The sequence below is a fragment of the Paenarthrobacter sp. 4246 genome (assembly GCF_040546855.1).
Classification (GTDB): domain Bacteria; phylum Actinomycetota; class Actinomycetes; order Actinomycetales; family Micrococcaceae; genus Arthrobacter.
On record NZ_JBEPOP010000003.1, the window covers coordinates 506,349 to 530,365 of the forward strand.

Genomic DNA, 24,017 nt, shown 5'->3' on the forward strand with positions numbered 1-24,017 from the left:
TTTACGACGCCGCTGCTGCCGCTGGCTTCGCTGCTTCGACGGCTCCAGGCCGGCCGACCTCCGCCAAGACGTCGATGGCAGCCAGGACGGCGGCAGTGAACTCCGAGGTGTTTGAGGGTCCTCCCACGTCCCGGGTGCCCAGGCCCTCCCGCAACACTGACTCGAAGGCCAGTTGCAGGTGCTCGGCAGCTTCCGGATGGCCCAGATGCTTGAGCATCATTGCTCCGGACCAGATCTGACCTACAGGGTTTGCCAGGCCCTTGCCCGCGATGTCCGGGGCTGATCCGTGGACGGGCTCAAAGAGGGACGGGAAGTCACCTTCGGGATTCAGATTGGCGCTGGGAGCGACCCCGATGGATCCGGTGACTGAACTGCCCAGGTCCGAAAGGATGTCGCCCAGCAGGTTCGAGGCGACAATGACGTCGAAGGTCCAAGGCTTCAGGACCAGGTGCGCGGCCAGCGCGTCCACCAATTCGCTGGTGAGTGTTACGTCCGGATAGAGGCGGGTGGTTTCTTCCACTACTTCGTCCCAGAAGGGCATGGTGTGGATGATGCCGTTGCTCTTGGTGGCCGACGTCAGGTGACCTTTGCGGGAAGATGCCAGCAATGCCGCGTAGTGCGCGGCACGCGATACCCCTAGGCGGGTGAAGATGGTTTCCTGGACGGCGGTCTCATGGGGCAGCCCGCGATAGGCGCGGCCGCCTACCTCCGAATACTCCCCTTCGTTGTTTTCACGCACGATGAGGATATCGATCGGTTCCTTGTTGGCCAGCGGTGACTTGACGCCGTCGAGCGTTTTCACAGGACGAAGGTTGATGTACTGCTGGAACTCGCGGCGGATGGGGATCAACAGTCCCCACAGCGATTCAGCGTCCGGAACCTCGGGTGAGCCGACTGCGCCCAGGAAGATGGCGTCGTGCTGAGCCAGCTGTTCGAGTCCGTCCAGCGGCATCATCCGCCCGTGTTCGCCGTAGTAGTCCGAGCCCCAGCCGAAATGGGTGAACTCAAGGCTGATGGCGTGGAGCTTCCCGATGCGTTCGAGGCATTCGATGGCTGCGGGCACAACTTCTTTGCCGATTCCATCGCCCGCGATGACTGCGATTTTATGGGTCGTCATGATGCATTCCGTTCTGGGGAGGCAGAGAGCTGTTGCCATCGGGTGGCAGGCTCGGCCAACTTGATAATGGTGCTCTTGGGTTCAGTCATCTCTCGTACCGCGTGTTTGACGCCTTCACGTCCCACACCGGATTTCTTGAAGCCGCCGAAGGGCATTGAGTCAATGCGGACGTCGCTGGTCTCATTGATCACCACCGCACCCACGTGCAGCTTGTCGGCTATGGCCAGGGCCAGCTCGATCGACTCCGTGAATACTCCAGCTTGGAGCCCGTAATCGGAGTCATTGGCTGCGTGGATGGCATCGGTGAGCTGGATGAACGGCATGATGCTGACCACCGGGCCAAAAACTTCTTCGCTGATGACCAGGGCGTTCGCGGGCACGTCCGTAAGTACAGTCGGCTGGTAGAACGCGCCGTGGCGCTGGCCACCCACGTGGACGGTGCCGCCAAGAGATTTGGCCTCCTCCACCCATTCCGCCACGCGGCGGGCTTCGGCTTCGGTGATGAGGGGGCCGACGTCCGTGGTGCGATCGAACTTGGCCCCGACACGGAGTGCCCGGGTTCCAGCCACCACCTGATCGAGGACTTGATCGAACAGGGAGATGTGAACGTAGACCCGCTGCACGGACAGGCAGTTTTGCCCTGCCACTCCGAATGCGCCGGCCACTATCGCCGCGGCCGCGGCGTTGGCGTCAGCGTCCGCGCAGACGATCGTTGCGTTGTTGCCGCCGAGTTCGGAAAGGATCTTCTTTGCTCCCGCGGCGGCAGCGATGCGGTCGGCAGTTTTCGGTCCACCCGTGAAGGAGATGAGGTCCACTTGGGCGTCGGTCACGATCGCCTCCGAAACACCCGGTCCCGAGACGAGTGCGGCAAGGCGACCTGCGGGGACGCCCGCTTCCAACAATAGTTGGATGAAGGCAAGGCCCGTGAGCGGCGTACGGCCTGAGGGTTTAAGTACGACGCCGTTACCTCCGATCAAGGCCGGGCCCAGCTTATGCGCCACGAGATTGAGCGGATCATTGAAGGGGGTGATGGCCGCAATGATTCCGACTGGTTTGCGGTTGTACCAGCCAACTTTGTTGGCTCCGGCCATGCTGTCCTCAAAGGCGAGAGTCTCTCCCGTGAGTTCGCTCGACGCTGCTGCTGACAGCCTCAGCGTCTCGATGCACCGGCGCACCTCGCGTTCCGCCTCGGTGATGGTTTTGCTGCTTTCCGCGGCAATGATCTCCGCGAAATGCACGCCCTGGTCCGCGAGCAACACTGCGGCGTGTTCCAAAGCCTCCCGGCGGTCCCGTAGAGCCCAATCATTCTCTTGGAGGTGGCGGTATATGTACGCCACCGCCCGGCGCACGTCCTGTGGGGTGGAAGAACACACGGTCCCCAATAGAACGCCGTCCTCAGGATCCCGGACTTCGAGGATCCTGTCAGCCGTCTCCCAACGGCCCTCCAGGAACGCGCCGCCCGGCAGGACGGAAATAGCCGCCCGCCGATATGCGGTCTCCTGCCCTGTTTTTGGGCGCCCTTCAGCGACTTTGGTTGGTGAGCTCATGGGATCCTTACCTGCTATTTGATGCGGTCGATGATCTTCGCGGCTCCGCCAATGAATGGCAGGAACCACGGCGGGCCGAAGTGGCCGGGCACTGGCGGGTTCTTCAGGTCTTCCCACACATTGGCCTGTTTGTCACCGGCCATGTAGTGAGCCATCCTTTTGCCCATGTGGGCAGCCATCTGCACGCCATGACCGCTGTAACAAAGGGAGAAGAAGAGGCCGTCATGCTGGCCGGCATGAACCATCTGGTCCATGGAGAGGTCCACCAGGCCACCCCAGATGTAGTCCACCTTGGCGTTGGACAGATAGGGAAAGAGCTCAGTCATGGCCTTATGCAGGATCTCTGCACTTTTGACGTCGGAATCCGGGCTGGAAAGTGCGAAGCGTGCCCGACCACCGAACAGAAGCCTGTTGTCCGGGGTAATCCGGAAGTAGTAGGTGAGCATCTTGCTGTCGGATGCTTGGCGCCTGTTTGGAAGAATGCGGTTGACCATCTCTTCGGACAGTGGCTCAGTGCAGATGATGAAGCTGCCTACCGGAATCACACGACGCTGCAGCCATGGGGTGACGTTGCCCGTGTAGCCGCTCGTGGCCACCAGGACCTGCTTTGCACGGGTAATGCCGCGGGTGGTGTGGACGTCATGGACCGTTCCGGAAACCTTTTTCAGCTCGGTGACCGCTGCGTTCTCGCAGATGTCCGCTCCGTTGTCAGCTGCCACCTTTGCCAGCCCGTGAACGAATTTGCCCACATGCAGGCCTGCACCCAAGGGATCCATCATGGCGCCCTGATAGAAGTCCGTCCCGATTTCGCTGTGGATCTCTGCCTTCGGGATGACTTTTACGTGGTGATCCACAAGGTTCGCAAGCAACTCCTGGGACTTCAGGAATCCATCGTAGTGTGACTTATGGAACGCGAGCGAAAGCTTGCCGAAGCGCTTGAAGTCGCAGTCGATGCCGTTGTCGTGCACGAGCTTCTCGATGGTTTCGATGGCGTCGTTGTATTCCCGAAACATCTCAACCGCGCGGGGTGCCCCGTAGCGTTTGACTGCGGTACTGAAACCAATGGCCAAACCAGTGGTAGCCATGCCCCCGTTACGGCCCGACGCACCCCAGCCAACAGTGTGTCGCTCGAAGACAGCCACGCTGGCGCCCTGTTTGGCGAATTCAAGGGCTGCGGACAGCCCGGTAAAGCCCGCGCCGATGATCGCAACATCAACATTGTCCGGGACCGGAGTTCGGCGATAATCGCCGGATGGCTCTGCAGTGTCAAGCCAGTAGGGAACAAGTTTCACGGGGTGGCCTTTCGCCTCGTAGTCGCTTCAGAGTCCGAGGTGCTTGTTGATCTCGTCCAGGGATTTCGCTGTGCTGAGGTCGTAGCCATGACCGATGGGGTCGTAGCCGCGGTCCAGCATCCAGAGGTTACGGAAGCCCATGTCGTGCATGGGATGCATGTCGTAGCGGGTGTGGGAGGAGACGTGCAGGAAGTCTTCCGGCTTTGCGTTCAGGGTGTCCAGCATGTACTCGAAGGCCTGGTAGCGCGGCTTGTACGCCTGGGCTTGCTCGGCGGTGAGGACGGAGTGGAAGTTCGCGCCGAGCTTGGGAATGCTGATGTCCAGAAAGCTGGTGTCGGCGTTGGACAGAGCCACTAGCTGGTAGTTGTCGCCCATGAGCTTCAGCGGGGCCGGCACGTCCTCGTGGGCAACCCAGCCGCGAACCGCGTCAGCGAACGCTGCACCGGCCCCTTCGGTGGGACCAATGCCCCAGCGCTTGCAAACACGGTCAAAGGAGTCCTGAAGGATCTGCTCATACGGCTTGTATTCGCCGAGGACTTCGTCGAAGCGGTATCCGCGAAACTGCTTCTTGAAGGTGGGCCACTGTTCTTCAGAGATACGTCCATCCAGCAGACGCCGGGTGGTGGGATCTATGTCGAAGTTGATCAGGGTGCCGTAGATGTCAAAGGAGATGTACTTCGGCCGGAAGTTTGTCTCTGCCATGTCGATTCCGTTTCTTATCACGTGTGTGGGATGGGGGTGGTCTAGCGGCTTATGGCTTTGCCGGGTTCGGCGGGGATACACCGAAATATCCTGCAGGGTGGGCCGGTGTGCTGCTCGACCATTGCTTCGACTCTAGGACGCAAAATTGTCAATTGTCAACAGTTTCGCTCCCCCATCGGAATGATTCCCAACTGAGAGAGACTGTCAAAAAAGTTTTCTGTAAATTGTTGACAATCTACTGTTGAAGCGGTTGCATTGCACTAGATGACGGAGAGATCCGGATCACATTTCAACTCAAGACTTCTCCCTCCCCACCGCCCGACTCCCTCGAAGGGAACCACCATGAAGATCCGAACCAAGGCGCAGACCGCCGCTGCTGGACTTGCCGTTTTGATGGCGCTGACCGCCTGTGGAGGCACCGCCAACAGCGACTCCGCAGACAGCAGCAAAACTGCCAATACCACCGACATTTCCGAAGGCGTGCAGCCCGACTCAGCTGCCGTGGCCCTCTTGCCGCAGGCGATCAAGGACAAGGGCGAGCTCACAGTTGCCATGGACCTGCACTACCCGCCCACCACCTTCCTGGCTGAGGACAATACGACTCCGATCGGCCTCAACCCGGATATCGCCAGGCTCATCGCCAAGAAGCTTGACCTGAAGTTGAAGTTCGTGGATACGAAATTTGACACGATTGTTCCCGGTCTCGACGGCGGCCGCTTCGACTTCACTGCCACCACCATGTCCAAAACCGAGGAACGCCTGAAGGTCCTGGATATGATCGACTACTTCAAGGCCGGCAACTCCGTGGCCGTGGCCGCCGGTAACCCACTCAATCTCACTGTCGAGACTCTCTGCGGTAAGAACATCGCGGTAACGCAGGGATCAACCGGACAGCTCAAGCGACTTCCGGCCCTGAGCGAGCAGACCTGCACGTCAAAGGGACAGCCTGCCATCAACGGCGTGACACTGCCCAACGTGCAGGATGCGCTGACCCAGCTGCACTCCAAGCGCATCGACGGCATCCTATATGACACCACCGCACTCGGCTGGGCTCAAAAGCAGCAGCCAGGTTCCTTCGTCCTCGTCGGTCGGGTCGACGTCGGCTCCAGCGACCTGACGGCCATCGGCCTGAAGAAGGGCTCGCCACTTACACCGGCGTTCCAGGCAGCCCTCCAGTCCGTTCTTGCGACGCCGGAGTACAAAGAGTCCCTCGAGAACTGGGGTCTGGACTCCGGAGCCATCACCGACGCCAAACTCAATTAGTGGGTGCCCGGATGAAGCAAGCGACTATTGAAAGAAGTAAACCAATGAGCGGGTTGGATTCGGCGGTCAAGCCGCGGTTGAAGCGGCGGAGCACGTTTGAGTACGTTTCCTGGGTTGTGTGCATCCTGGTCGGTATCGGCGTCCTGAGCTCGGTCGCGACGAACCCGAACTTCAAATGGGACGTCGTAGCGAAGTACTTCACACACGAATCGATACTGCGCGGGTTGATGCTCACCATCTTCCTGACCGTAGCCAGCATGGCGATGGGCACCCTCCTGGGGTTGGGACTGGCCATCATGCGGGCCTCGACCATCAAGCCCATTGCCACCCTGGCCGGTGTCTACATCACCATCTTCCGCGGCACCCCGGTCCTGGTCCAGCTGATCTTCTGGTTCAACCTCTCCGCGCTCTACCCGAACCTGTCCATCGGCATCCCGTTCACCGACATCGGCACAGCGATCGACACCAACGCCCTCATGGGCCCGATCACCGCGGCCCTGGTGGGCCTGACCCTGAACGAAGCGGCCTACATGGCCGAAATCATCCGCGGCGGATTCTCCTCGGTGGGCAAAGGCCAAATCGAAGCCGCCGATTCCCTGGGCATGAGCGGGGCCATGAAAATGCGCAAAGTCATCATCCCCCAGGCCATGCCCTCGATCATCCCCGCCACCGGCAACCAAGTCATCGGCATGTTCAAAGGCACCTCCCTGGTCTCAGTCCTGGGCGTCGCCGAACTGCTCCAAAGCGCCCAACTGATCTACGCCCGCACCTATGAGACCATCCCGCTGCTCATCGTGGCCAGTCTCTGGTACCTCGTGATGACCATGCTGCTGAGTTACCCGCAGTCAAAGCTCGAGCAAAAGTACTCCCACACCTCCGCCCGGGTCCCCCGCAAGGCCAGGAAAGTGACACTCACCGCACCGGAAGGCATCGCACGATGAACGCTGACGGCACCATCCACGCCCAGAGAATCCGCAAATCCTTCGGACCCAAAACAGTACTCAAAGACGTCGACCTTGAGATCGCCAGCGGCGAAATCTGCTGCATCATCGGCCCGTCCGGCTCCGGCAAATCCACCCTGCTGCGCTGCATCAACGGCCTCGAAACCGTGGACTCCGGCATCCTCAAAGTCAACGGCGAAGACTTCGGCTACTACGAAACCGACACCGCCTACCACGAACTACCCCCTAAAAAACTGGCCCAACAACGCACCCGCGTGGGCATGGTGTTCCAGTCCTTCAATCTCTTCCCCAACATGACCGCCCGCGAGAACGTCATGGCCGGCCCCGTCCTGGTCAAGCACGCCGACAAAAAACAATCAGCCAAACAAGCCCAGGAACTGCTCACCAGCGTCGGCCTCGGCGCGTTCGCGGACCGCTACCCCGCCGAACTCTCCGGCGGGCAACAACAACGCGTCGCGATCGCCCGATCCCTGGCCATGAATCCCGAAATCATCCTCTTCGACGAACCCACCTCCGCCCTGGACCCCGAAAAGGTCGGCGAAGTCCTGGCCGTCATGCAGGACCTCGCAAAAAAGGGCATGACCATGGTGGTGGTCACCCACGAAATGGGCTTCGCCCGCGAAGTAGCAGACTCCCTGATCTTCATGGACGAAGGCAACGTCGTAGAACGCGGCGACGCCCGCGAAGTCCTCACCAACCCCAAAGAACCCCGCACCCAGGCCTTCCTTAAGCAGGTCCTCTAGCCATGGACGGAAAACTCGCAGTCATCGGCTTGGGCAGCATCGGCAGCATGGCGCTCTGGCAGGCCTCCCGGCTCACCGACTCCGTGGTGGGCTTCGAAGCACAGTCCCCTGCCCACGCACGCAGCGCAGCAGGTGGAGACACCAGGCTCTTTCGTATGATCTACCGCGGCAACCCTGGCTACTACCCCATCTTGGAACGCTCGCGCGAACTCTGGGCAGAGCTCGAGGCGGAGTCCGGGCAAGATATCCTCACCCGCTGCGGGGGACTCTCCATCGGCACCAGCGACGGACCATACGTTCGCAGTTTGCTTGAGACGACCCGAATTACCGGAGCTGAACACCAGATCCTTAGCCGTGAGGAGATGGCCGTCCGCTACCCCCAACACAACCTCCGTGCCGACGACATCGCCGTCTACGACCCCAAGGCAGGTGCCCTGCGAACCGATCGTGCAATCACCGCGGCCATCACTGCAGCCCAGGCCAACGGTGCAGCGGTCAACACCAACACTCCTGTTGACAGCATCACTGAAACTGACAACGGCGTGGTTATCACGTCCGGTGCAAACTCCTGGACCTTCGAACGAATCATCGTCGCCTCGGGCGCCTGGTCCAAACAACTCATGCCCGATTACCTCAAGGCCCACACAGAAACCAAGAGGATCTTCCTCTCGTGGTTCGTCGCACGCGACGCAGACCAATTCTCGCCGGAGAAGTTTCCGGTTTTCATCAGGATTTCGGGTGATCGCTCCATGTACGGGGCGCCCGCAGTGGACGGCGTAACCGTTAAGGCCACGCTCGACGGTCGGGGTTCATCAACTCCCGCTGCCGACTCGGTTCCCCGTGATCTCACCAACGCCGAGATCACGGAAACCACATTGACTGTGTCGGAGTTCTTTCCAGGGCTGATCCCAAGCATCGTGCGCTCGGATGCATTCCCGGACCTCTTTACCTCCGACTCGCAGCCTCTCATGGGCTTCCTCAGCCAATCCACCCGGATCTACCCCGCCACCGGGTTCTCGGGAGCCGGCTTCAAGATGGCCTCCGGCTATGGAGAAATTGCAGCCAACGAAGCCCTCGGAAAACGGTGGTACGACGGGCTGGACTTCCTCCGCCCGCAGAGGTTTCAAGACTCCTAGCGAGTTCTGCGCCCAACAACGGGAATACCTCACAATCGCACATTGTTGACAATCTACAGTTCCTAAGAAAGTATGAAGCCATGGCAACACTTAGCCCCATCCTGAAGCAGGCAACCCCCGTGGTTGTCGACCACGCGGCCGGCAGCTGGATCCACGCGACCGACGGCAAGAAATACCTTGATTTCACCACCGGGATTGGCGTGACCAGCACGGGTCACTGCCACCCGGATGTTGTGGCCGCAGCCCGCGAGCAGGTGGGCAAGATTGTCCATGCCCAATACACCACCGTGATGCACAAGCCACTCCTGGAACTCACCGAACTTCTTGGCAAGGTCTTGCCGCAAGGTTTGGACAGCGTCTTTTACGCCACATCAGGATCTGAAGCTGTTGAGGCCTCCATTCGCCTGGCGCGCATGGCCACCGGGCGGCCCAACATCATTTCCTTCCAAGGAGGGTTCCACGGCCGGACCGTTGCCGCGGCATCCCTCACAACAGCCGGAACCAAGTTCCGCTCCGGGTTCTCCCCCATCATGGGCGGCGTCCACGTTGCCCCGTTCCCTCACTGGTACCGGTACGGCTGGGACGAGGCCACCGCCGTCGACTTCGCCCTGAAGGAACTGGACCACCTCCTGCTGACCATCAGCGCCCCCGGCGACACTGCAGGCTTCATCATCGAACCCGTGCTCGGTGACGGCGGTTACATCCCCACCCCCGTTGCCTTCCTCCAAGGTCTGCGTGAACGAGCAGACAAACACGGCATCGTGCTGGTCCTGGATGAGGTTCAGGCCGGGGTTGGCCGCACCGGTAAGTTCTGGGGTCACGATTGGGCCGGAATCACGCCGGACGTCGTCATCACCGCCAAGGGCCTCGCCAGCGGCTTCCCCATCTCGGCAATCGCCGCCTCAGCAGAGCTGATGGGCAAAGCCTGGCCGGGCTCCCAGGGGGGAACCTACGGTGGAAACGCTGTGGCCGCAGCCGCTGGCGTCGCCACTCTTGGCGTCATCCAACGCGAAAACCTCGTGGAAAACGCGCAGCTTCGCGGCGACGAACTGCGGACGGGCTTGGAAGCGCTGCAAAGCGAGTTCGCCGGAATTGGCAATGTCCGGGGCCGGGGCCTGATGCAGGGCGTCGAATTCACGACCGCTGACGAGACCCCGGACGCGCCCACCGCTTTGGCCGTCCAACAGGCCGCCATCAAAGAAGAGCTCCTGCTCCTGACGTGTGGGCCGCACGGTAACGTCATCCGCCTCATCCCCGCGTTGAACGTCACAAGCGACGAAATCCAAGCCGGCCTGGCCAGGTTCACGCAGGCACTCAAAGCGGCCACTTCCTCACCTTACGATCACTGAAAGAGCCACCATGACCACCTCCTTTGATCCCACAAACCTGCAGACAGATCTGTTCATCAACGGCGTATGGCAGAAGGCTGCAAACGGCGCCACTTTTGCTGTGGAGAATCCCGCCACGAACGACGTCATTGCGCACGTCGCCGATGGCAGCCCTGAAGACGCAGCCTTGGCTATTGAAGCTGCAGGACGTGCACAGGCAACGTGGAGGAAAACCACTCCCCGTGAGCGCGCAGACATCCTTCGCCGCGCCTTCGACCTCGTCATCGCCAACACCGATCGGTTGGCAGCAATCATGACCGCCGAGATGGGCAAGCCCCTCGCCGAGGCAAGGGGCGAAGTGGCCTATGGTGCCGAGATGCTCCGCTGGTTCTCCGAAGAGGCAGTCAGGATCGGGGGCGACAACGCCTCCTCCGTGGACGGCAACACGCGCATCCTCATTACCAAGGAACCCGTCGGGCCTTCCGTGCTGGTGACGCCGTGGAACTTTCCGCTCGCCATGGGCGCGCGGAAGATCGCACCGGCAGTAGCTGCCGGTTGCACCATGGTGTTCAAGCCGGCGGAGCTGACGCCCCTCACGTCACTGGCGCTCGTTGCGATCTTCAAGGAAGCAGGACTTCCCGACGGCGTGCTGAACGTCGTGACGACGTCGAGCGCTTCTGGCGTGGTCCGGACCTGGACCGACAGCGGGATCGCCCGCAAGATCAGCTTCACGGGTTCTACCGAAGTTGGTAAGGTCCTCCTGCGCCAAGCCGCGGACAACGTCATGCGATCCTCCATGGAGCTCGGCGGCAACGCCCCCTTCATCGTCCTTGCGGATGCGGATATTGAGAAGGCTGTTGAGGGAGCCATGAAAGCCAAGATGCGGAACATGGGAGAGGCCTGCACGGCAGCCAACCGCTTCTTCGTCCACCGCTCCGTGGTGGACGAGTTTGGCGAGAAGTTCTCCAAAAAGATGTCAGAATTGCAGGTGGGCAATGGCGCTTCAGCGGGGACCGACGTCGGACCTCTCATCGAGCAGAAGGGCCTGGAAAAGGTCGAAAGCCTTGTTGCAGATGCCGTTTCCAAGGGCGCGCGAATCCTCACCGGCGGAAGCCGTCCGGAAGGGCCGGGCTACTTCTACTCCCCCACTGTTTTGATGGATGTGCCTGCCAATGCGGCGCTGATGACCACGGAAATCTTCGGCCCCGTAGCTGCCATCACGGCGTTTGACAGCGAGGACGAAGTCCTGCGCCTGGCCAATGATACTGAGTGGGGCCTGGTGGGGTACGTGTTCACCGAGAGCATGGAAAAGGCCCTGCGGTTCTCCGCCGACCTGGAAGTTGGCATGGTCGGACTGAACACGGGCCTTGTGTCCAATCCTGCCGCTCCGTTCGGCGGGGTCAAACAGTCAGGGTTGGGCCGCGAAGGCGGCAAAATTGGGATTGAAGAGTTTTTGGAATACAAGTACACCGCAGTAGCGGTCTAATAGATTCACTTGCCGAGCATGGAATGAGGGGATGTCAATGGCGGCACCGGAGGGAATGTTCGTTCTGGAGGGCCGGCCTACGGCGCAGCTGATCGCTGACCAATTGCGGGAGCTTATTGTCCAAGGAGCCTTCAGGCCTGGACAGCAAGTCAACGAATCCGCATTGGCAAGCCAGCTCAGCACGTCCAGGGGCCCGCTTCGCGAAGCACTGCAGCGACTGTGCCAGGAGGGCATCCTGGTGAGCAAGCGCAACCGCGGCGTCTTCGTACTGGAGCTCTCCACAGAGGACGTCAGGGAGATCTACGCCGTCCGCGAGGCAGTGGAATTGGCTGCGGCCGGCACGCTTCTGGACTCCGAGCCGGATCAGGTCGCTGATACGTGCAGGGAACTCAAGGGCATCATCCGAGCTATGGCCAAGCAGGTTGCTGCTTCGGACTGGCAGGCTATCGCCCGGCTGGATATGCAGTTCCACACGGCGTTTGTATCCGGAACCGGAAACACACGCCTGATCCGGATCTACGAGACCCTTGCTGCCGAATCCAGGATGTGCATCCTCAGCCTGGAGGTGGCTTATCCTCGCATCGATGCGCTGGTACAGGAACACCAGATGATCCTTGACCTGCTCGAAGCACGCGATCGGAACGGCCTTCAAAACGCCATCAAACGCCACATGCAAAAGGCCGTGGAGGATCTCACGTCCAAACCTGAAATCACAGGAATAACCGCCTAGCCACGCCGAATTCCGCAGTAAGGAAGGGCCCGGTCAGAGAACCGGGCCCTTCCTTCATCTGTCTGTTGTCGCCAGTTAGTTTGTTGGGACGTCTGTCACGACCCACATTTTCCGCAGCGTCTCGTGAATGGTCCAGGTACCGGTCCAACCCGCCGGCGTCACGAACAACGTGCCAGGTCCAATGTCGAAGCTGCTTCCGTCTTCCTCAGTTATGGTGCCCTTGCCACTGAGAATCTGGCAGATCTCGTCGTACCCCGGACGAGTGCTCTTGAAAACTCCCGGCGTGACCTCCCAAATTCCCGTCTTGTGCCCATCACGGGCCCACAGACGGAGCGAGACCTCGGTCTGCCCGGGTGTGCTGGTTGTCGCTTTGGGAAGGTGTTCCCCTGGGTTGGCGGTAAATGCATCGCTCATGACAGTGGCCTTGACCATTGCTGCTCCTTCTGGGTCTTGGACCCGTGTAGATGTGCCCGCCGTCTTTGGAAGGGCACAAGGTAGATTTTAGCAATTGTCAACAATCGACGATAGCCCTTGAGTGGAAATGGCCACGGTGTGGACACTTCGCCTAGCGCGCAAGTCGGACATCAAGGGAGACTCGCCACAGGAAAATGACCCGGCAGAACCGGGTGGGCGGAGACTGAGCCGCCGGTCGTCCCTGTATGGTCTGGCCCGCATCGCCGGGCAAGAGTAGCGTCGCTCTAAAGATGTAGCAGGACCGCGAGGACGCAGCAGGACCGCCAAAGGAGCCCGGAAATGGCCGGATGGAATGCCGATACCGCCGCTGGGCCACTGGGCGCCGGGACAGTCACTCTGGTGGAGGGTACTTCATTCTGTATCTCGGAGCCCAGCGGTGATATTCATAGGGATCATCCACACGGCCTGTTCTTCCAGGACACCCGGATACTCTCCGCGTGGGGCCTCACGGTGAACGGGCAGTCTGTGGAACCCCTGACAGCCCAAACAAAGGAACCCTACAGGGCAGTCTTCGCCGGCCGTATCACCATGTCTGACGGATACGCGGACACCCCGTTGATCGTGGAGCGCATCCGGGAGGTGGGCGTTGGCATGGTGGAGCACATCACTGTGCGTAACTATTCGACGAAGGCCGCAGATTGCTCCGTGGCGGTGAGCGTAGGTTCTGATTTCGCCGATGTCTTCGAGGTCAAGGAAGCGCGCGTGCAAACGCAGTGGGAAGAGAGTCGCGAGGCCGATGCGACCACACTGACCATCCGCGCCCACTGGCAGGAAGTCCGGAAGTCCGTCGTCGTAAGTTCTGATCTCGGTGAAGCAAACTGTGACGGTTTCAGCTACCGGACAACTATCCCCCCGCGAGGCTCCTGGAGCACCGAACTCACAGTCACGCCAGGATCTGAAGGGGCGGTGTTGGCCGAGCCTCTGGCACGTCCCGCCGTCGGTGAACTGTCCCGAAGTGATCAACGCCGACAGGAATGGGTGGCCAAAATTCCCGTTCTGCAGATGGGAAACCGCTCGATCGAGAGGACGTTGCGGCGCAGTTATGACGATCTCGGCGCCCTCCGGATTGAGGACCCGGCCCACCCGGAAAGAGTGGTGGTAGCAGCAGGAGCCCCGTGGTTCATGACGCTTTTTGGCCGGGACTCGTTGTGGGCGTCGGAAATGGCCATGCCGGTTGATCCCTCGCTGGCCTTGGGGACGTTGCAAACGTTGGCTGAGCGGCAGGGCAGGGTGGTTGACCCGGTGACAGAGGAAGAACCGGGCAAGATCCTGCATGAGGTCCGGCTGGACGTCTCCAGCAGCCTGGCCTTGGGCGGCAAATCCATCTACTACGGCAGCGTCGATGCCACCCCCCTCTTCGTGGTGGTGCTGGGTTCGGTGAGCCGTTGGGGGTTCGCCAAGGAAACGATTGCCGCCCTGCTGCCGCACGCAGACCGCGCCCTCGACTGGATTCGGGACTACGGCGATCGGGACGGCGACGGGTTCGTTGAGTATAAACGCCTTAACAAACGCGGGCTGATCAACCAGGGCTGGAAGGACTCATGGGACGGAATCAACTTCGCGGATGGACGGCTCGCCGAGCCTCCTATCGCGCTATGCGAGGTCCAGGCCTACGTCTATGACGCGTACATGGCCCGGGCGTGGATGGCGTACGACGCCGGTGACGCACCTTTGGCGCGCGAACTCGCCGATCGCGCAGCTCAGTTGAAAGTCCGGTTCAATGAGCAATTCTGGATGCCGGACCACGGCTACTATGCGATCGCATTGGACGGTAAGAAGCGGCAGGTAGACGCCTGCGCCTCCAACATGGGGCACTGCCTCTGGGTCGGCCTGGTGGACGAGGACAAGGCACCGCTCGTAGCCGAGCGCCTGATGTCACCCGAGATGTTCAGCGGCTGGGGCGTGCGGACGTTGGGGTCCGACATGGGCGCCTACAACCCGGCCAGCTACCACAACGGATCCGTCTGGCCACACGATAACGCGGTGATTGCGGCGGGGTTAATGCGCTACGGATTCGTGGAGGAAGCTCAACGGATCGCTACAGCCCTCCTGGATGCGGCCGACTACTCAGAGGGCCGCCTTCCCGAACTGTTCTGCGGATTCAGCCGGGACCAGTACAGCGAACCCGTTCCCTACCCCACAGCCTGCTCACCCCAAGCCTGGGCAGCCACCTCTCCCATTCAGCTGATCACGAGCTTAATGAGGTACGACGCGCACGTGTCCCGGGGTGGATTCTGGATGGATCCCCAACTGCCTGCTTCATACGGCGATTTGCACATAACCAACGCACCCATGGCTGGTGCCAGGGTCACCATCGACATCGCCGATTCTGTCCCCAGAGTGCAGGCATTGCCGGATGGGATGGTGTTCCATCAGGGACATAGACCGTGGTTGACCGAACTCGTAGGGCAGGCGGGGCTGTGGAGAGACGGTTACGACGCGTGAAGGAAGAAGGCCACACCCTGGGATCGCGCAGCCTCCTGGTGCGGAATCCAAATAGCCGGGGAGCCTTCCACAGGTGGCATCATCTGACAGGTCAGGCAAGCCAGCGCCACCAGCGTGAGGGCTCCGGTTCCGGAGCGGCGTCCGGCTGCGGCTCCTGGCCCAAGGCCAGAGCAGCCCCGACGATGTCATCCTCGGTGAGTGTGATGACCGCTTCTCGATCAAGTGCGTCGAGACCCGGTTCTTCGCCGCGCGTCAGCCGCAGCGCCTGGCGATTAAGTGACTGCTCAAACAGGGTGCGGGCGAACCGGGCGTTCCCGGAGTCTTCTCCCGCGTGAAGCCCGGCCAGGATGCGGCGCAACATCTGATCCGCACCGGGCTCCAGCGAGTACTCGTGTTGGGCCAGTATCTGCTGGAATATCGTCTCAAGTTCGTCCACGGAGTAGTCGGGGAAGGTGATCTCACGGGCGAACCGTGACCGCAGCCCGGGGTTGGAGAGCAAGAAGGATTCCATAAGCCGCGGGTAACCGGCCACGATCACTACCAAACGGTGGCGGTGGTCCTCCATCCGCTTGAGCAGGACTTCGATCGCCTCGGGGCCGAAATCCATCCGGCCGTCCTCCGGGGCCAGCGCGTAGGCCTCATCGATGAACAGGACGCCGTCCAACGCCCGCCGGATTACCCGGTCCGTCTTGATGGCAGTTGCCCCAACGTACTGACCCACCAGGCCGGAACGGTCCACCTCGACCAGGTGTCCTTTCTGGAGCAAGCCCACCGCACGGTACATTTCGGCCAGGAGGCGCGCCACGGTGGTCTTGCCCGTGCCCGGGTTTCCGAGAAATACAAGATGCTGGGATGTGGCCACCTCCGGCAGTCCGTGGGCTTTGCGACGGGCCTGGACCTGGAGCAATGCCACCAAGGCCCTGACCTGTTCCTTCACGGTCTCCAGTCCGACCAGCGCATCGAGCTCGGCCTGCACTTCGGACAGCGGCCGGGCCGGCCCGGGCCGCGCACCGATGAAATCGCCCACCAGGTCGTCAACGCGTTCCGACCCTGGCAGCTTGAGCTGATTGGCCAGATGGCCAATCGTTTCCCTCAGCTCATCGAGCGGATTGCGGCTTGCAGCCATACATCCACTGTAGTCCTCGCGATATGAAGCGGCCACGGATCAAACTGTCCGCATTTGGGCGTTTCGGCATCTTCGGCGGGCGATTCGCCCATAAGTAACTGACACTCCGTGGACTGAAGCTTGAAGGACAGCATCACCGCCCTACCCAAGGAGATCAACGTGACTACTTACAACCTGGCCCTGATTGGTTTCGGAGGCGTGAACCGCGCCTTGGCAGAACTGATCCGCGACGAACCGCAGCGCTTCTCTTCCCTCGGGTTCGAGCTCCGCGTTGTGGCCATTACCGACCTCGCCTTCGGCTCGCTCGTCCAAGGCGATGGCATCAATCTTGCCGCTGTCTTGGCCATGCCCCGCGGATCTTCCTTCCAGGGACTCCCCGGCGGAAGTGCCGATGCCCGAAACGAAGAGGTCATCAAGAACAGCCCGGCCGACATTGTCGTCGAGGCCACCTTCACCAGCCCCCTTGACGGCGAACCCGCCGTGTCGCACGTGAAGTGGGCCATCGAGTCAGGTAAGCACGTGGTAACCACCAATAAGGGACCGGTGGCCTTGCAGGGCACTCAACTGTCCAAGCTCGCCGCCAACAACGGCGTTCGTTTCGAGTACGAGGGCGCCGTCATGAGCGGTACGCCCGTGATCCGCCTGGCCCATAAGATGCTCGGCGGCCTGGAACTGAACGCCGTGCAGGGAATCTTGAATGGAACCAGCAACTACGTGCTGGGCCGCATGGAAGCCGGCCTGCGCCTGGACGAGGCCATCGCCGAAGCCCAGGATCGTGGATACGCCGAAGCTGATCCCACCGCTGACATCGGCGGCTCCGACGTCCGGCTCAAGGTCGCCATCCTGGCCAACGAACTTCTCGGTGCAAACATCCACCCCAATGATGTTCACACCACAGGCATTCAGGGCATCACCAGCAATGACGTCGCCCTAGCCCTGGAAAACGGCCTCCGCTGGAAGCTTATCGGCGAAGCCCGCCGCGAGAGCGACGGCAGCATCCTTGCTACCGTCCAGCCCATCGCCCTTCCGGCACACCACCCACTGGCTGGGATTTCCGGTGCCACCAACGCCGTTTCCTTCACTACCGACCTGCTCGGGGCCGTCACCGTTTCGGGTCCGGGAGCCGGTCGCGTCGAGACTGCTTACGCCCTCATTTCCGACATCATTGCCGTCGACGAATTCGCTAAAGGAGCCGTCCGTGCCTGAAACAGCCATCGCCGAGACCAAGAGCGAGTTAGCTATCAGCGAATTGGTGGTGCGCAACAAGTATGACGGCACCGTTCTGGCCACCCTTCCCCAGTGCAGTGAGGCGGATGTACGCGTCGAGCTCATCCGTGCCGCTGCGTCCGCTCCGGCAGCTGCAGCCCTGCCGCGCCACGAGCGTGGCAGGATCCTGGACACCGCCGCGGACCTGTTGCAGCAACGGTCGCAGAAGGTCGCCGAGCTGATCGTTGCCGAAGCCGGGAAAACCATCAAGCAGGCCCGCAAAGAGGTTTCCCGTGCGGTGAACACCCTTAAGCTCTCCGCTGCGGAAACGCGCCGGAATGTTGGGGAAGTTGTCCCGTTCGACTCGTTCGCCGGTTCTGAGAACCGCCAGGGATGGTTCACCCGTGAACCACTGGGGCTCATCGCAGCGATAACGCCCTACAACGACGCGTTGAACTTGGTGGCCCACAAGCTCGGTCCGGCCATCGCCGGCGGGAACACCGTCATCCTGAAGCCATCGCAGCTGACACCGTTGACGGCCATCCTCCTGGTGGACCTCCTTCGCGAGGCAGGACTGCCCTCAGACTTCGTCACCGTTGTTCTGGGTGACCGCACGGTCGCGCAAACCATCATCTCCTCCAAACTGGTCCGCATGGTCTCCTTCACCGGAGGATTCGCCACCGGCCGGGCCATCGCCGCGAATGCCGGAATCAAGCGCCTGTCCATGGAACTTGGCGGCAACGCACCCGTCATCGTCTTCGACGACGCCGACATCCAAGCCGCCGTCGAAGCCAGCGTGTCTGGCTCCTTCTGGGCCGCCGGGCAGAACTGCATCGGTGCCCAGCGGATCCTTGTCCAACGATCGGTCTTCGACACATTCCTTGATGCATTCGTCGCCCAAACCACGGCACTTAAGACCGGCGACCCGAGCAACGAACACACCGACGTCGGGCCCATGATCAGCACCGCCTCCGCCGCCGAAGCGAAACGGAAGATCGAGGAGGCCGTAGCCGCCGGGGCACGACTGCTGACGGGAGGGACACTGAACGGGCCGGTCCTCACACCCGCTGTTCTCACAGGAGTCCCCCGCAGCTGCGAAGCCTGGAGCGAGGAACTGTTCGCACCGGTTGTCCTCGTCGAACCGTTCGACTCAGCAGAAGAAGCCATCGAACTGGCCAATGACAGCGAGTACGCGCTGCAGGCCGGCGTGTTCACCAAGGACCTCAACCGCGCCTTGCAAACCGCCAAAGCCATCGACGCCGGCGGTGTCATGATCAATGATTCTTCCGACTACCGACATGATGCGATGCCGTTCGGCGGCTCGAAATACGGCAGCATGGGCCGGGAAGGCGTCCACTTCGCCTACGAGGAAATGACCCAACCCAAAGTCATCGCGATCACCTCATGAACACAGGAGTAAGAATTGAGCACGACAGCCTGGGTTTTTTGGCTGTCCCAAAATCCGCTTTGTGGGGAATCCACACCGAACGGGCCATCTTCAACTTCCCCATCAGCGGCATCCAGTTGGGAACCCACCGGCAGCTCGTCCGGTCACTCGCATTCGTGAAGAAGGCTGCCGCCCTGACCAACGCCGAGCTGGGCTTGATTCCGTCGGAAGTCGGCAAGGCCATCGCTGAAGCCTGCGACACAATGGCCGCCGGTGACGTTGACCATGCCTTTCCCGTCGACGTCATCCAAGGCGGCGCCGGGACATCGACCAACATGAACGCCAACGAGGTCATCGCCAACCTCGCTCTGGAGGCCTTGGGCCACCCCCGCGGCTCCTATGGAGTGATCGACCCGATCGGGCACGTCAACAAATGCCAGTCCACCAACGACGTCTACCCGACAGCGGTGCGCTTGGCCCTCGTGTTCGCGTTGGAGGACCTTCTGGAGCGCCTGGCCCTGCTTTCGGCAGCGTTCGCCGAACGGGGCCGGGCTTTCGCAGCCATACCGAAGGTTGGGCGCACGCAATTGCAGGATGCGGTTCCCATGACTCTCGGCCAGGAGTTCACTGCATTCTCCGTGACACTTGAGGAAGACCAACGGCGTCTGCGCGAAGCGGCCGCACTCCTGCTTGAGTGCAGCTTGGGCGCCACGGCGATTGGAACCGGCATCACTGCCGATCCTCTGTATGTTGAGCGCGTCATCGACAAGCTCTCAGCGGTGAGCGGGGTCCAGCTGGTCCGTGCCCACGACTATGTCGAAGCAACATGGGACACCGGTGCGTTCATGACGTTCTCCGGAGCGCTCAAACGCACTGCGATTAAGCTCTCCAAGATCTGCAGTGACCTCCGTCTGCTCTCCAGCGGACCGCAAACTGGGTTCGCGGAGATCCATTTGCCTCCACGGCAGGCAGGCTCCTCCATCATGCCCGGCAAAGTCAACCCGGTGATTCCAGAGGTCGTCAACCAGGTTGCGTTCTTGGTGGCCGGGGCCGACCTCACCGTCACCATGGCCGCAGACAACGGACAGCTCCAACTGAACGCCTTTGAACCGGTGATCGCACACTCCCTTCTGCAATCACTGAACTGGCTGACCAACGGCACGGATGTGCTGAGGGAACTTTGCGTCGAGGGCATCGAAGCGAACGAAGCATTGCTGCGGTCCAGAGCACGGGCATCCACGGCGCAAGCCACAGCGCTGCTTCCGGTTCTGGGCTACGCCGTTGCGGCCGACATCGCACACAAAGCTCTCATGTCCGGACAGAGCGTCCTTGACCTCGCCATCAGCGAAGGCCTGCTCCTTCCCGAACAGGTTGAGGCCCTGAGGATGGCCTGATACGGAACATACGATTCATCGCACAACACCGGGACGTGCGGGATACTAGGCTGAGTGGATGGCGACAGTTATTCTCGTGCGGCACGGCCGCACCACAGCCAATGCAGCTGGACTGCTGGCCGGCCGGACCGCGGGCGTGAGCCTGGACCAGGTAGGGCGCGAACAGGCGGCTCTGACGGCAGACCGGCTCGCAGCAGTGCCGGTAGTCGGGGTAGTGTCGAGTCCTCTCGAGCGCTGCCGGCAGACCGCCCAGCTAATTCTCGACCGCCAGGCCGGCACGCCGTATGCACCAGTCGAAATCGATATCACCGAATGCGATTACGGCCAGTGGCAGGGCCGCATGCTCAGTGATCTCGCAACTGAGGATTTGTGGCCGGTGGTGCAAACACAACCATCCGCCGTCGTGTTTCCCGGCGGTGAATCCATGGCCGCGATGCAGGCCAGGTCCGTGGCAGCAATCAGACGCCACGATGCAGCCTTCGAAGCCGAGCATGGGCCGGGAGCAGTGTGGGTGGCGGTGAGTCACGGTGACATCATCAAGTCAATCCTTGCCGACGCACTCGGCATGCACCTTGACCTGTTCCAGCGTATTAACGTGGGCCCCGCCTCCGTATCGATCGTGCGCTACGGCGCTGACCGGCCGAGCGTCTACGCGACCAACACCGATGCGGGCGATCTGTCATGGCTGTCGAACGGCATCCATTCGGGCGATGCGCCGGTGGGCGGCGGTGCAGGTCAGAACGCGCGGTGAACCTTATGTGCCTAAAATACTGACATGCCTACAAGTGTTCACGAGTTTGCCTGGCCTGATCGGGTTGTAGTTGGGACCATTGGCCTTCCAGGGTCGCGGACGTTCTACCTGCAGGTGCGTGCAGGAAAACAGATCGTGAGTATTGCCCTGGAGAAGCAGCAGTCGGCTCAGCTCGCAGAGAAGATCGACGAGATCCTTGACCAGCTCATCACTGTTCAGGGCAACCCGTTCAGCGTTCCGACGAGTACTCCCATTGAGCTTGTCGACAACGATCCCCTTGAGACAGTTGATGAGCAGTTTCGCGCCGGAGCCATGAGCTTGGGTTGGGACCCAACCACGGCCCAAGTGGTCGTTGAGGCCTACCCCATCGCCGACGTCGATGCTGACGACAACGAGGAACTGCTCGTTGATGACGGCGCATCCGAAGCGGAAATGCTGCTGGTGCGCATGCCGGTAGGCACCGCCCGGGCATTCGCCAAGCGCACCCGTGAAATCGTCGGAGCCGGGCGCCCGACGTGCCCGCTCTGTGGATACCCCATAGACGCCGAAGGGCACAGTTGCACCCTTCCCGAGGCGTGATGCCGGCGCCGGACTTGGCGACCGCCGAGCTAACGCTCACTGGCCGCATCACGACGGCTTCAAATGCGACATTCTTGGGCGCCATCGGGGATATAAAAGTCGTTTATAAGCCGATAGCAGGCGAAAGTCCGCTCTGGGATTTTCCCCATGGCAATCTGGCTCACCGGGAGGTGGCCGCCTACTTGGTATCGCAGGTATTCGGCGGGGACATCGTGCCACGCACCTGGCTGCGCGATGGCCCGCTGGGCGAAGGAATGGTCCAACTCTGGCAAGAGCAAGACCCTGCCCAGCGCGCCGTCGACTTGGTCGCAAAGGACCACGCGCCGGAGACGGGATGGAAGCACGTTCTCGAAGGACAGGATGAGAAGGGACGGATGGTCACCCTCATTCACGAAGACTCGCCAGCGTTAAGGCGCATGGCGGTCTTCGACATGATCGTCAACAACGCCGACCGTAAAGGCGACCACATTCTTGCCATGGCGGACGGGCACAGACACGGCGTGGACCATGGACTGACCTTCCACCATGCCCACAAATTGCGCACGGTGCTGTGGGGATGGCTGGGCGACCCGTTGGCCGCAGGGGAACTCGAAGGCATCGATCGAGTCGCCGAGGGTTTGAACGGCGGGCTGGGCCAGAACCTGGCGGATCTGCTCAGCGCCGAGGAAGTCGCATCACTCGCCACACGCTGCGACCGATTGCGCCTGCTTGGACGGTTTCCGGCTCCGAGCGGTGACATGCCAGCGGTGCCCTGGCCCCTGTTCTAGGGGAATTCCGGCTACGGGATCCCCCGCGAAAACCAACACACCCACTACTCCGCGAGAAATGAATATGGAACTTTTTGACGCCCATACCGTTGTGATTTCTGCCGTGCTCCTGGTGCACATCACAGGGGTGATGATCGTAGCCGCCTCAGTTGCCGGCCTGGTGATCTCACTCTTCATCGTCGTCCTCGCCGTGCACTCCATCCGAACCACGTGGGAACTGACCCAAAACCTGCGAAGCAACGGACGCTTCAGTGGCACCCTCAATAAGGTCATGTCGTCCGTGAAGTCCGGCGCCCTCGCTGCACGTCCCCTGATAATTGCTGCACGACAGAGAATCAGCCGACTGTCACCGTTCAAGCCACAGTAGAAGCCGGATCACCAAGACCCGGGGACCGGGATTGCGGCGCGGACGGGTACTCAAGCCGTAGCGCTAGGGCACGGCGAGCTTGAAGACCTTGGCCCACGCAGAGCCGACCTGTTTCAGCAGTGGCCCGGTGGTGTACTTCAAGCCGTAACGCTGGCATATGTCACGGACCTTGGGGGCAATCTCGGCGTAACGGTTGGACGGCAGGTCAGGGAAGAGATGGTGCTCGATCTGGTGCGACAAGTTCCCTGTCATGAGGTGCATGAACGGTGACCCGGAGATGTTGGCGGATCCGATCATCTGACGGACGTACCAGTCGCCTCGGGTTTCGCCCTCCACCATTTCCTCGGTGAACGTGTCCGTTCCTTCCGGGAAATGGCCGCAGAAGATGACAGCGTGGGCCCAGACGTTGCGGATGGCATTGGCAGTGAGAGTGCCGTAGAGGGCTTGCTTCCCGGAGCCCGACAGCATGGCAAGGGCCGGGGTGGCTGCATAGTCCTTGGCGAACTGTTTGAACGCCTTCCTCCCCAGCGCTTTGAGGTCCTTGTTCATGGCCTCCTTGGATTTCAGGCCTTCCTTGTACTCAGGGATCTCCAAGTCGTAGAGGGCTATACCCCATTCAAAAACGGGAGCAAGCAAGGCGTTGTAAAGAGGGTTGCCCATGTTGAAGGGCTTCCACTCCTGGTCGGGGTCCATGCGCAAAAGGTTGTAGCCGACGTCGCGGTCCTTGCCAACCACGTTGGTCCAACGGTGGTGGAGGTCGTTGTGCGTGTGCTGCCACGAACGCGACGGGGTAACGAAGTCCCACTCCCAGGTGGTGGAGTGGATGTCCGGGTCACGCATCCAGTCCCACTGGCCGTGGAGAATGTTGTGGCCAAGTTCCATGTTCTCCAGGATTTTTGCCAGGCTGAGGAGTGTTGTGCCGGTGAACCAGGCAGCTTTGTTCTTGCCCACCAGCAGTGCGGCACGACCTGAGATTTCCAACGCACGTTGGATCTTGATCATGCGCCTGATGTAGGCGGCGTCGCTGGAGCCACGCTTGGCAAGGATTTCGTCACGGATTGCATCGAGCTCACGGCCCAGTTGGGCTACTTGCTCGTCGCTCAGGTGTGCGGCCGCCGGCGGCCGCACCGTGGGCCTTCCCTTATCGGCAAGGGCACCAGGCCGGGACTTGGATCCGACGGCGGTGGCGGAGCCTTTGGCTGAGACTACTGACAT

Annotated in this window: 22 protein-coding genes; 15 read left to right on the top strand and 7 right to left on the bottom strand. The window is 61.3% G+C overall.

Translation table 11 applies throughout. The features are described from left to right. Window position 1: 1 nt before the first annotated feature. From ABIE35_RS07705 to ABIE35_RS07720, 4 genes are read right to left on the bottom strand one after another with little or no spacing between them, the layout of a single operon-like run. Window positions 2–1,117 carry a tartrate dehydrogenase gene (locus ABIE35_RS07705; RefSeq protein ID WP_354513757.1) on the bottom strand — a complete coding sequence of 372 codons (1,116 nt, stop codon included), beginning with the start codon at window positions 1,115–1,117 and terminating at the stop codon, window positions 2–4. Further along, complete coding sequence (locus ABIE35_RS07710; protein WP_354513759.1) at window positions 1,114–2,664, bottom strand: aldehyde dehydrogenase family protein; 1,551 nt, start codon at window positions 2,662–2,664, stop codon at window positions 1,114–1,116. The genes ABIE35_RS07705 and ABIE35_RS07710 overlap by 4 nt, the downstream gene beginning before the upstream one ends. 14 nt (window positions 2,665–2,678) lie before the next feature. Next, window positions 2,679–3,956 (bottom strand): NAD(P)/FAD-dependent oxidoreductase, encoded by a 1,278-nt coding sequence (locus ABIE35_RS07715; RefSeq protein WP_354513760.1) that lies wholly within the window; start codon window positions 3,954–3,956, stop codon window positions 2,679–2,681. 27 nt (window positions 3,957–3,983) lie between these two features. Next, window positions 3,984–4,658, bottom strand: a complete 675-nt coding sequence (locus tag ABIE35_RS07720; protein WP_354513762.1) for a haloacid dehalogenase type II — start codon at window positions 4,656–4,658, stop codon at window positions 3,984–3,986. A gap of 342 nt (window positions 4,659–5,000) precedes the next feature. Between ABIE35_RS07720 and ABIE35_RS07725 the strand changes: the two genes are divergently transcribed. The 7 genes from ABIE35_RS07725 (at window position 5,001) to ABIE35_RS07755 (ending at window position 12,306) form a co-directional block, all read left to right on the top strand. Further along, window positions 5,001–5,921, top strand: coding sequence for an ABC transporter substrate-binding protein (locus tag ABIE35_RS07725; protein ID WP_354513764.1), 921 nt, complete (start codon window positions 5,001–5,003; stop codon window positions 5,919–5,921). Between the two features lie 44 nt (window positions 5,922–5,965). Further along, window positions 5,966–6,862 (top strand): amino acid ABC transporter permease, encoded by an 897-nt coding sequence (locus tag ABIE35_RS07730; RefSeq protein ID WP_354513766.1) that lies wholly within the window; start codon window positions 5,966–5,968, stop codon window positions 6,860–6,862. Further along, entirely contained in the window at window positions 6,859–7,626 is a 768-nt protein-coding gene (locus ABIE35_RS07735) for an amino acid ABC transporter ATP-binding protein (RefSeq protein WP_354513768.1), read from the top strand. Before ABIE35_RS07730 ends, ABIE35_RS07735 begins: the two co-directional genes overlap by 4 nt. Window positions 7,627–7,628: 2 nt before the next feature. After that, on the top strand, window positions 7,629–8,762 hold the full coding sequence (solA, locus tag ABIE35_RS07740; RefSeq protein WP_354513770.1) for an N-methyl-L-tryptophan oxidase: 1,134 nt from the start codon (window positions 7,629–7,631) through the stop codon (window positions 8,760–8,762). 80 nt (window positions 8,763–8,842) lie between these two features. Next, a complete protein-coding gene (locus ABIE35_RS07745; RefSeq protein ID WP_354513772.1) occupies window positions 8,843–10,111 on the top strand; it encodes an aspartate aminotransferase family protein in 1,269 nt (422 codons plus the stop codon). A 10-nt stretch (window positions 10,112–10,121) separates the two neighbouring features. Then, window positions 10,122–11,576 carry an NAD-dependent succinate-semialdehyde dehydrogenase gene (locus tag ABIE35_RS07750; protein WP_354513774.1) on the top strand — a complete coding sequence of 485 codons (1,455 nt, stop codon included), beginning with the start codon at window positions 10,122–10,124 and terminating at the stop codon, window positions 11,574–11,576. 37 nt (window positions 11,577–11,613) lie between these two features. Beyond that, window positions 11,614–12,306, top strand: a complete 693-nt coding sequence (locus ABIE35_RS07755; protein ID WP_354513776.1) for a GntR family transcriptional regulator — start codon at window positions 11,614–11,616, stop codon at window positions 12,304–12,306. A gap of 75 nt (window positions 12,307–12,381) precedes the next feature. Here the strand turns inward: ABIE35_RS07755 and ABIE35_RS07760 are convergent, their stop codons facing one another. After that, complete coding sequence (locus ABIE35_RS07760; RefSeq protein WP_354513777.1) at window positions 12,382–12,738, bottom strand: cupin domain-containing protein; 357 nt, start codon at window positions 12,736–12,738, stop codon at window positions 12,382–12,384. Window positions 12,739–13,059: 321 nt separating this feature from the next. Between ABIE35_RS07760 and ABIE35_RS07765 the strand changes: the two genes are divergently transcribed. Further along, window positions 13,060–15,225 carry an amylo-alpha-1,6-glucosidase gene (locus ABIE35_RS07765; protein ID WP_354513779.1) on the top strand — a complete coding sequence of 722 codons (2,166 nt, stop codon included), beginning with the start codon at window positions 13,060–13,062 and terminating at the stop codon, window positions 15,223–15,225. 91 nt (window positions 15,226–15,316) lie between these two features. Here the strand turns inward: ABIE35_RS07765 and ABIE35_RS07770 are convergent, their stop codons facing one another. Beyond that, window positions 15,317–16,351, bottom strand: coding sequence for an AAA family ATPase (locus ABIE35_RS07770; protein WP_354513780.1), 1,035 nt, complete (start codon window positions 16,349–16,351; stop codon window positions 15,317–15,319). A 159-nt stretch (window positions 16,352–16,510) separates the two neighbouring features. Here ABIE35_RS07770 and ABIE35_RS07775 point away from each other — a divergent pair, with 159 nt between their 5' ends. The 7 genes from ABIE35_RS07775 (at window position 16,511) to ABIE35_RS07805 (ending at window position 22,802) form a co-directional block, all read left to right on the top strand. After that, window positions 16,511–17,557: a homoserine dehydrogenase gene (locus tag ABIE35_RS07775; protein WP_354513782.1), complete on the top strand. Its 1,047-nt coding sequence runs from the start codon at window positions 16,511–16,513 to the stop codon at window positions 17,555–17,557. Beyond that, window positions 17,550–18,965 carry an aldehyde dehydrogenase family protein gene (locus ABIE35_RS07780; RefSeq protein ID WP_354513784.1) on the top strand — a complete coding sequence of 472 codons (1,416 nt, stop codon included), beginning with the start codon at window positions 17,550–17,552 and terminating at the stop codon, window positions 18,963–18,965. The genes ABIE35_RS07775 and ABIE35_RS07780 overlap by 8 nt, the downstream gene beginning before the upstream one ends. Next, a complete protein-coding gene (locus tag ABIE35_RS07785) occupies window positions 18,962–20,338 on the top strand; it encodes an aspartate ammonia-lyase (RefSeq protein ID WP_354513785.1) in 1,377 nt (458 codons plus the stop codon). The genes ABIE35_RS07780 and ABIE35_RS07785 overlap by 4 nt, the downstream gene beginning before the upstream one ends. 58 nt (window positions 20,339–20,396) lie before the next feature. After that, window positions 20,397–21,089 (top strand): histidine phosphatase family protein, encoded by a 693-nt coding sequence (locus tag ABIE35_RS07790; protein WP_354513787.1) that lies wholly within the window; start codon window positions 20,397–20,399, stop codon window positions 21,087–21,089. 24 nt (window positions 21,090–21,113) lie between these two features. Beyond that, window positions 21,114–21,668, top strand: coding sequence for a DUF3090 domain-containing protein (locus ABIE35_RS07795; RefSeq protein WP_354513789.1), 555 nt, complete (start codon window positions 21,114–21,116; stop codon window positions 21,666–21,668). Further along, window positions 21,668–22,435 (top strand): SCO1664 family protein, encoded by a 768-nt coding sequence (locus ABIE35_RS07800; protein ID WP_354513791.1) that lies wholly within the window; start codon window positions 21,668–21,670, stop codon window positions 22,433–22,435. The genes ABIE35_RS07795 and ABIE35_RS07800 overlap by 1 nt, the downstream gene beginning before the upstream one ends. Window positions 22,436–22,499: 64 nt before the next feature. After that, complete coding sequence (locus ABIE35_RS07805; protein WP_354513793.1) at window positions 22,500–22,802, top strand: hypothetical protein; 303 nt, start codon at window positions 22,500–22,502, stop codon at window positions 22,800–22,802. A 63-nt stretch (window positions 22,803–22,865) separates the two neighbouring features. Here the strand turns inward: ABIE35_RS07805 and ABIE35_RS07810 are convergent, their stop codons facing one another. After that, on the bottom strand, window positions 22,866–24,017 hold the full coding sequence (locus tag ABIE35_RS07810) for a fatty acid desaturase family protein (RefSeq protein ID WP_354513795.1): 1,152 nt from the start codon (window positions 24,015–24,017) through the stop codon (window positions 22,866–22,868).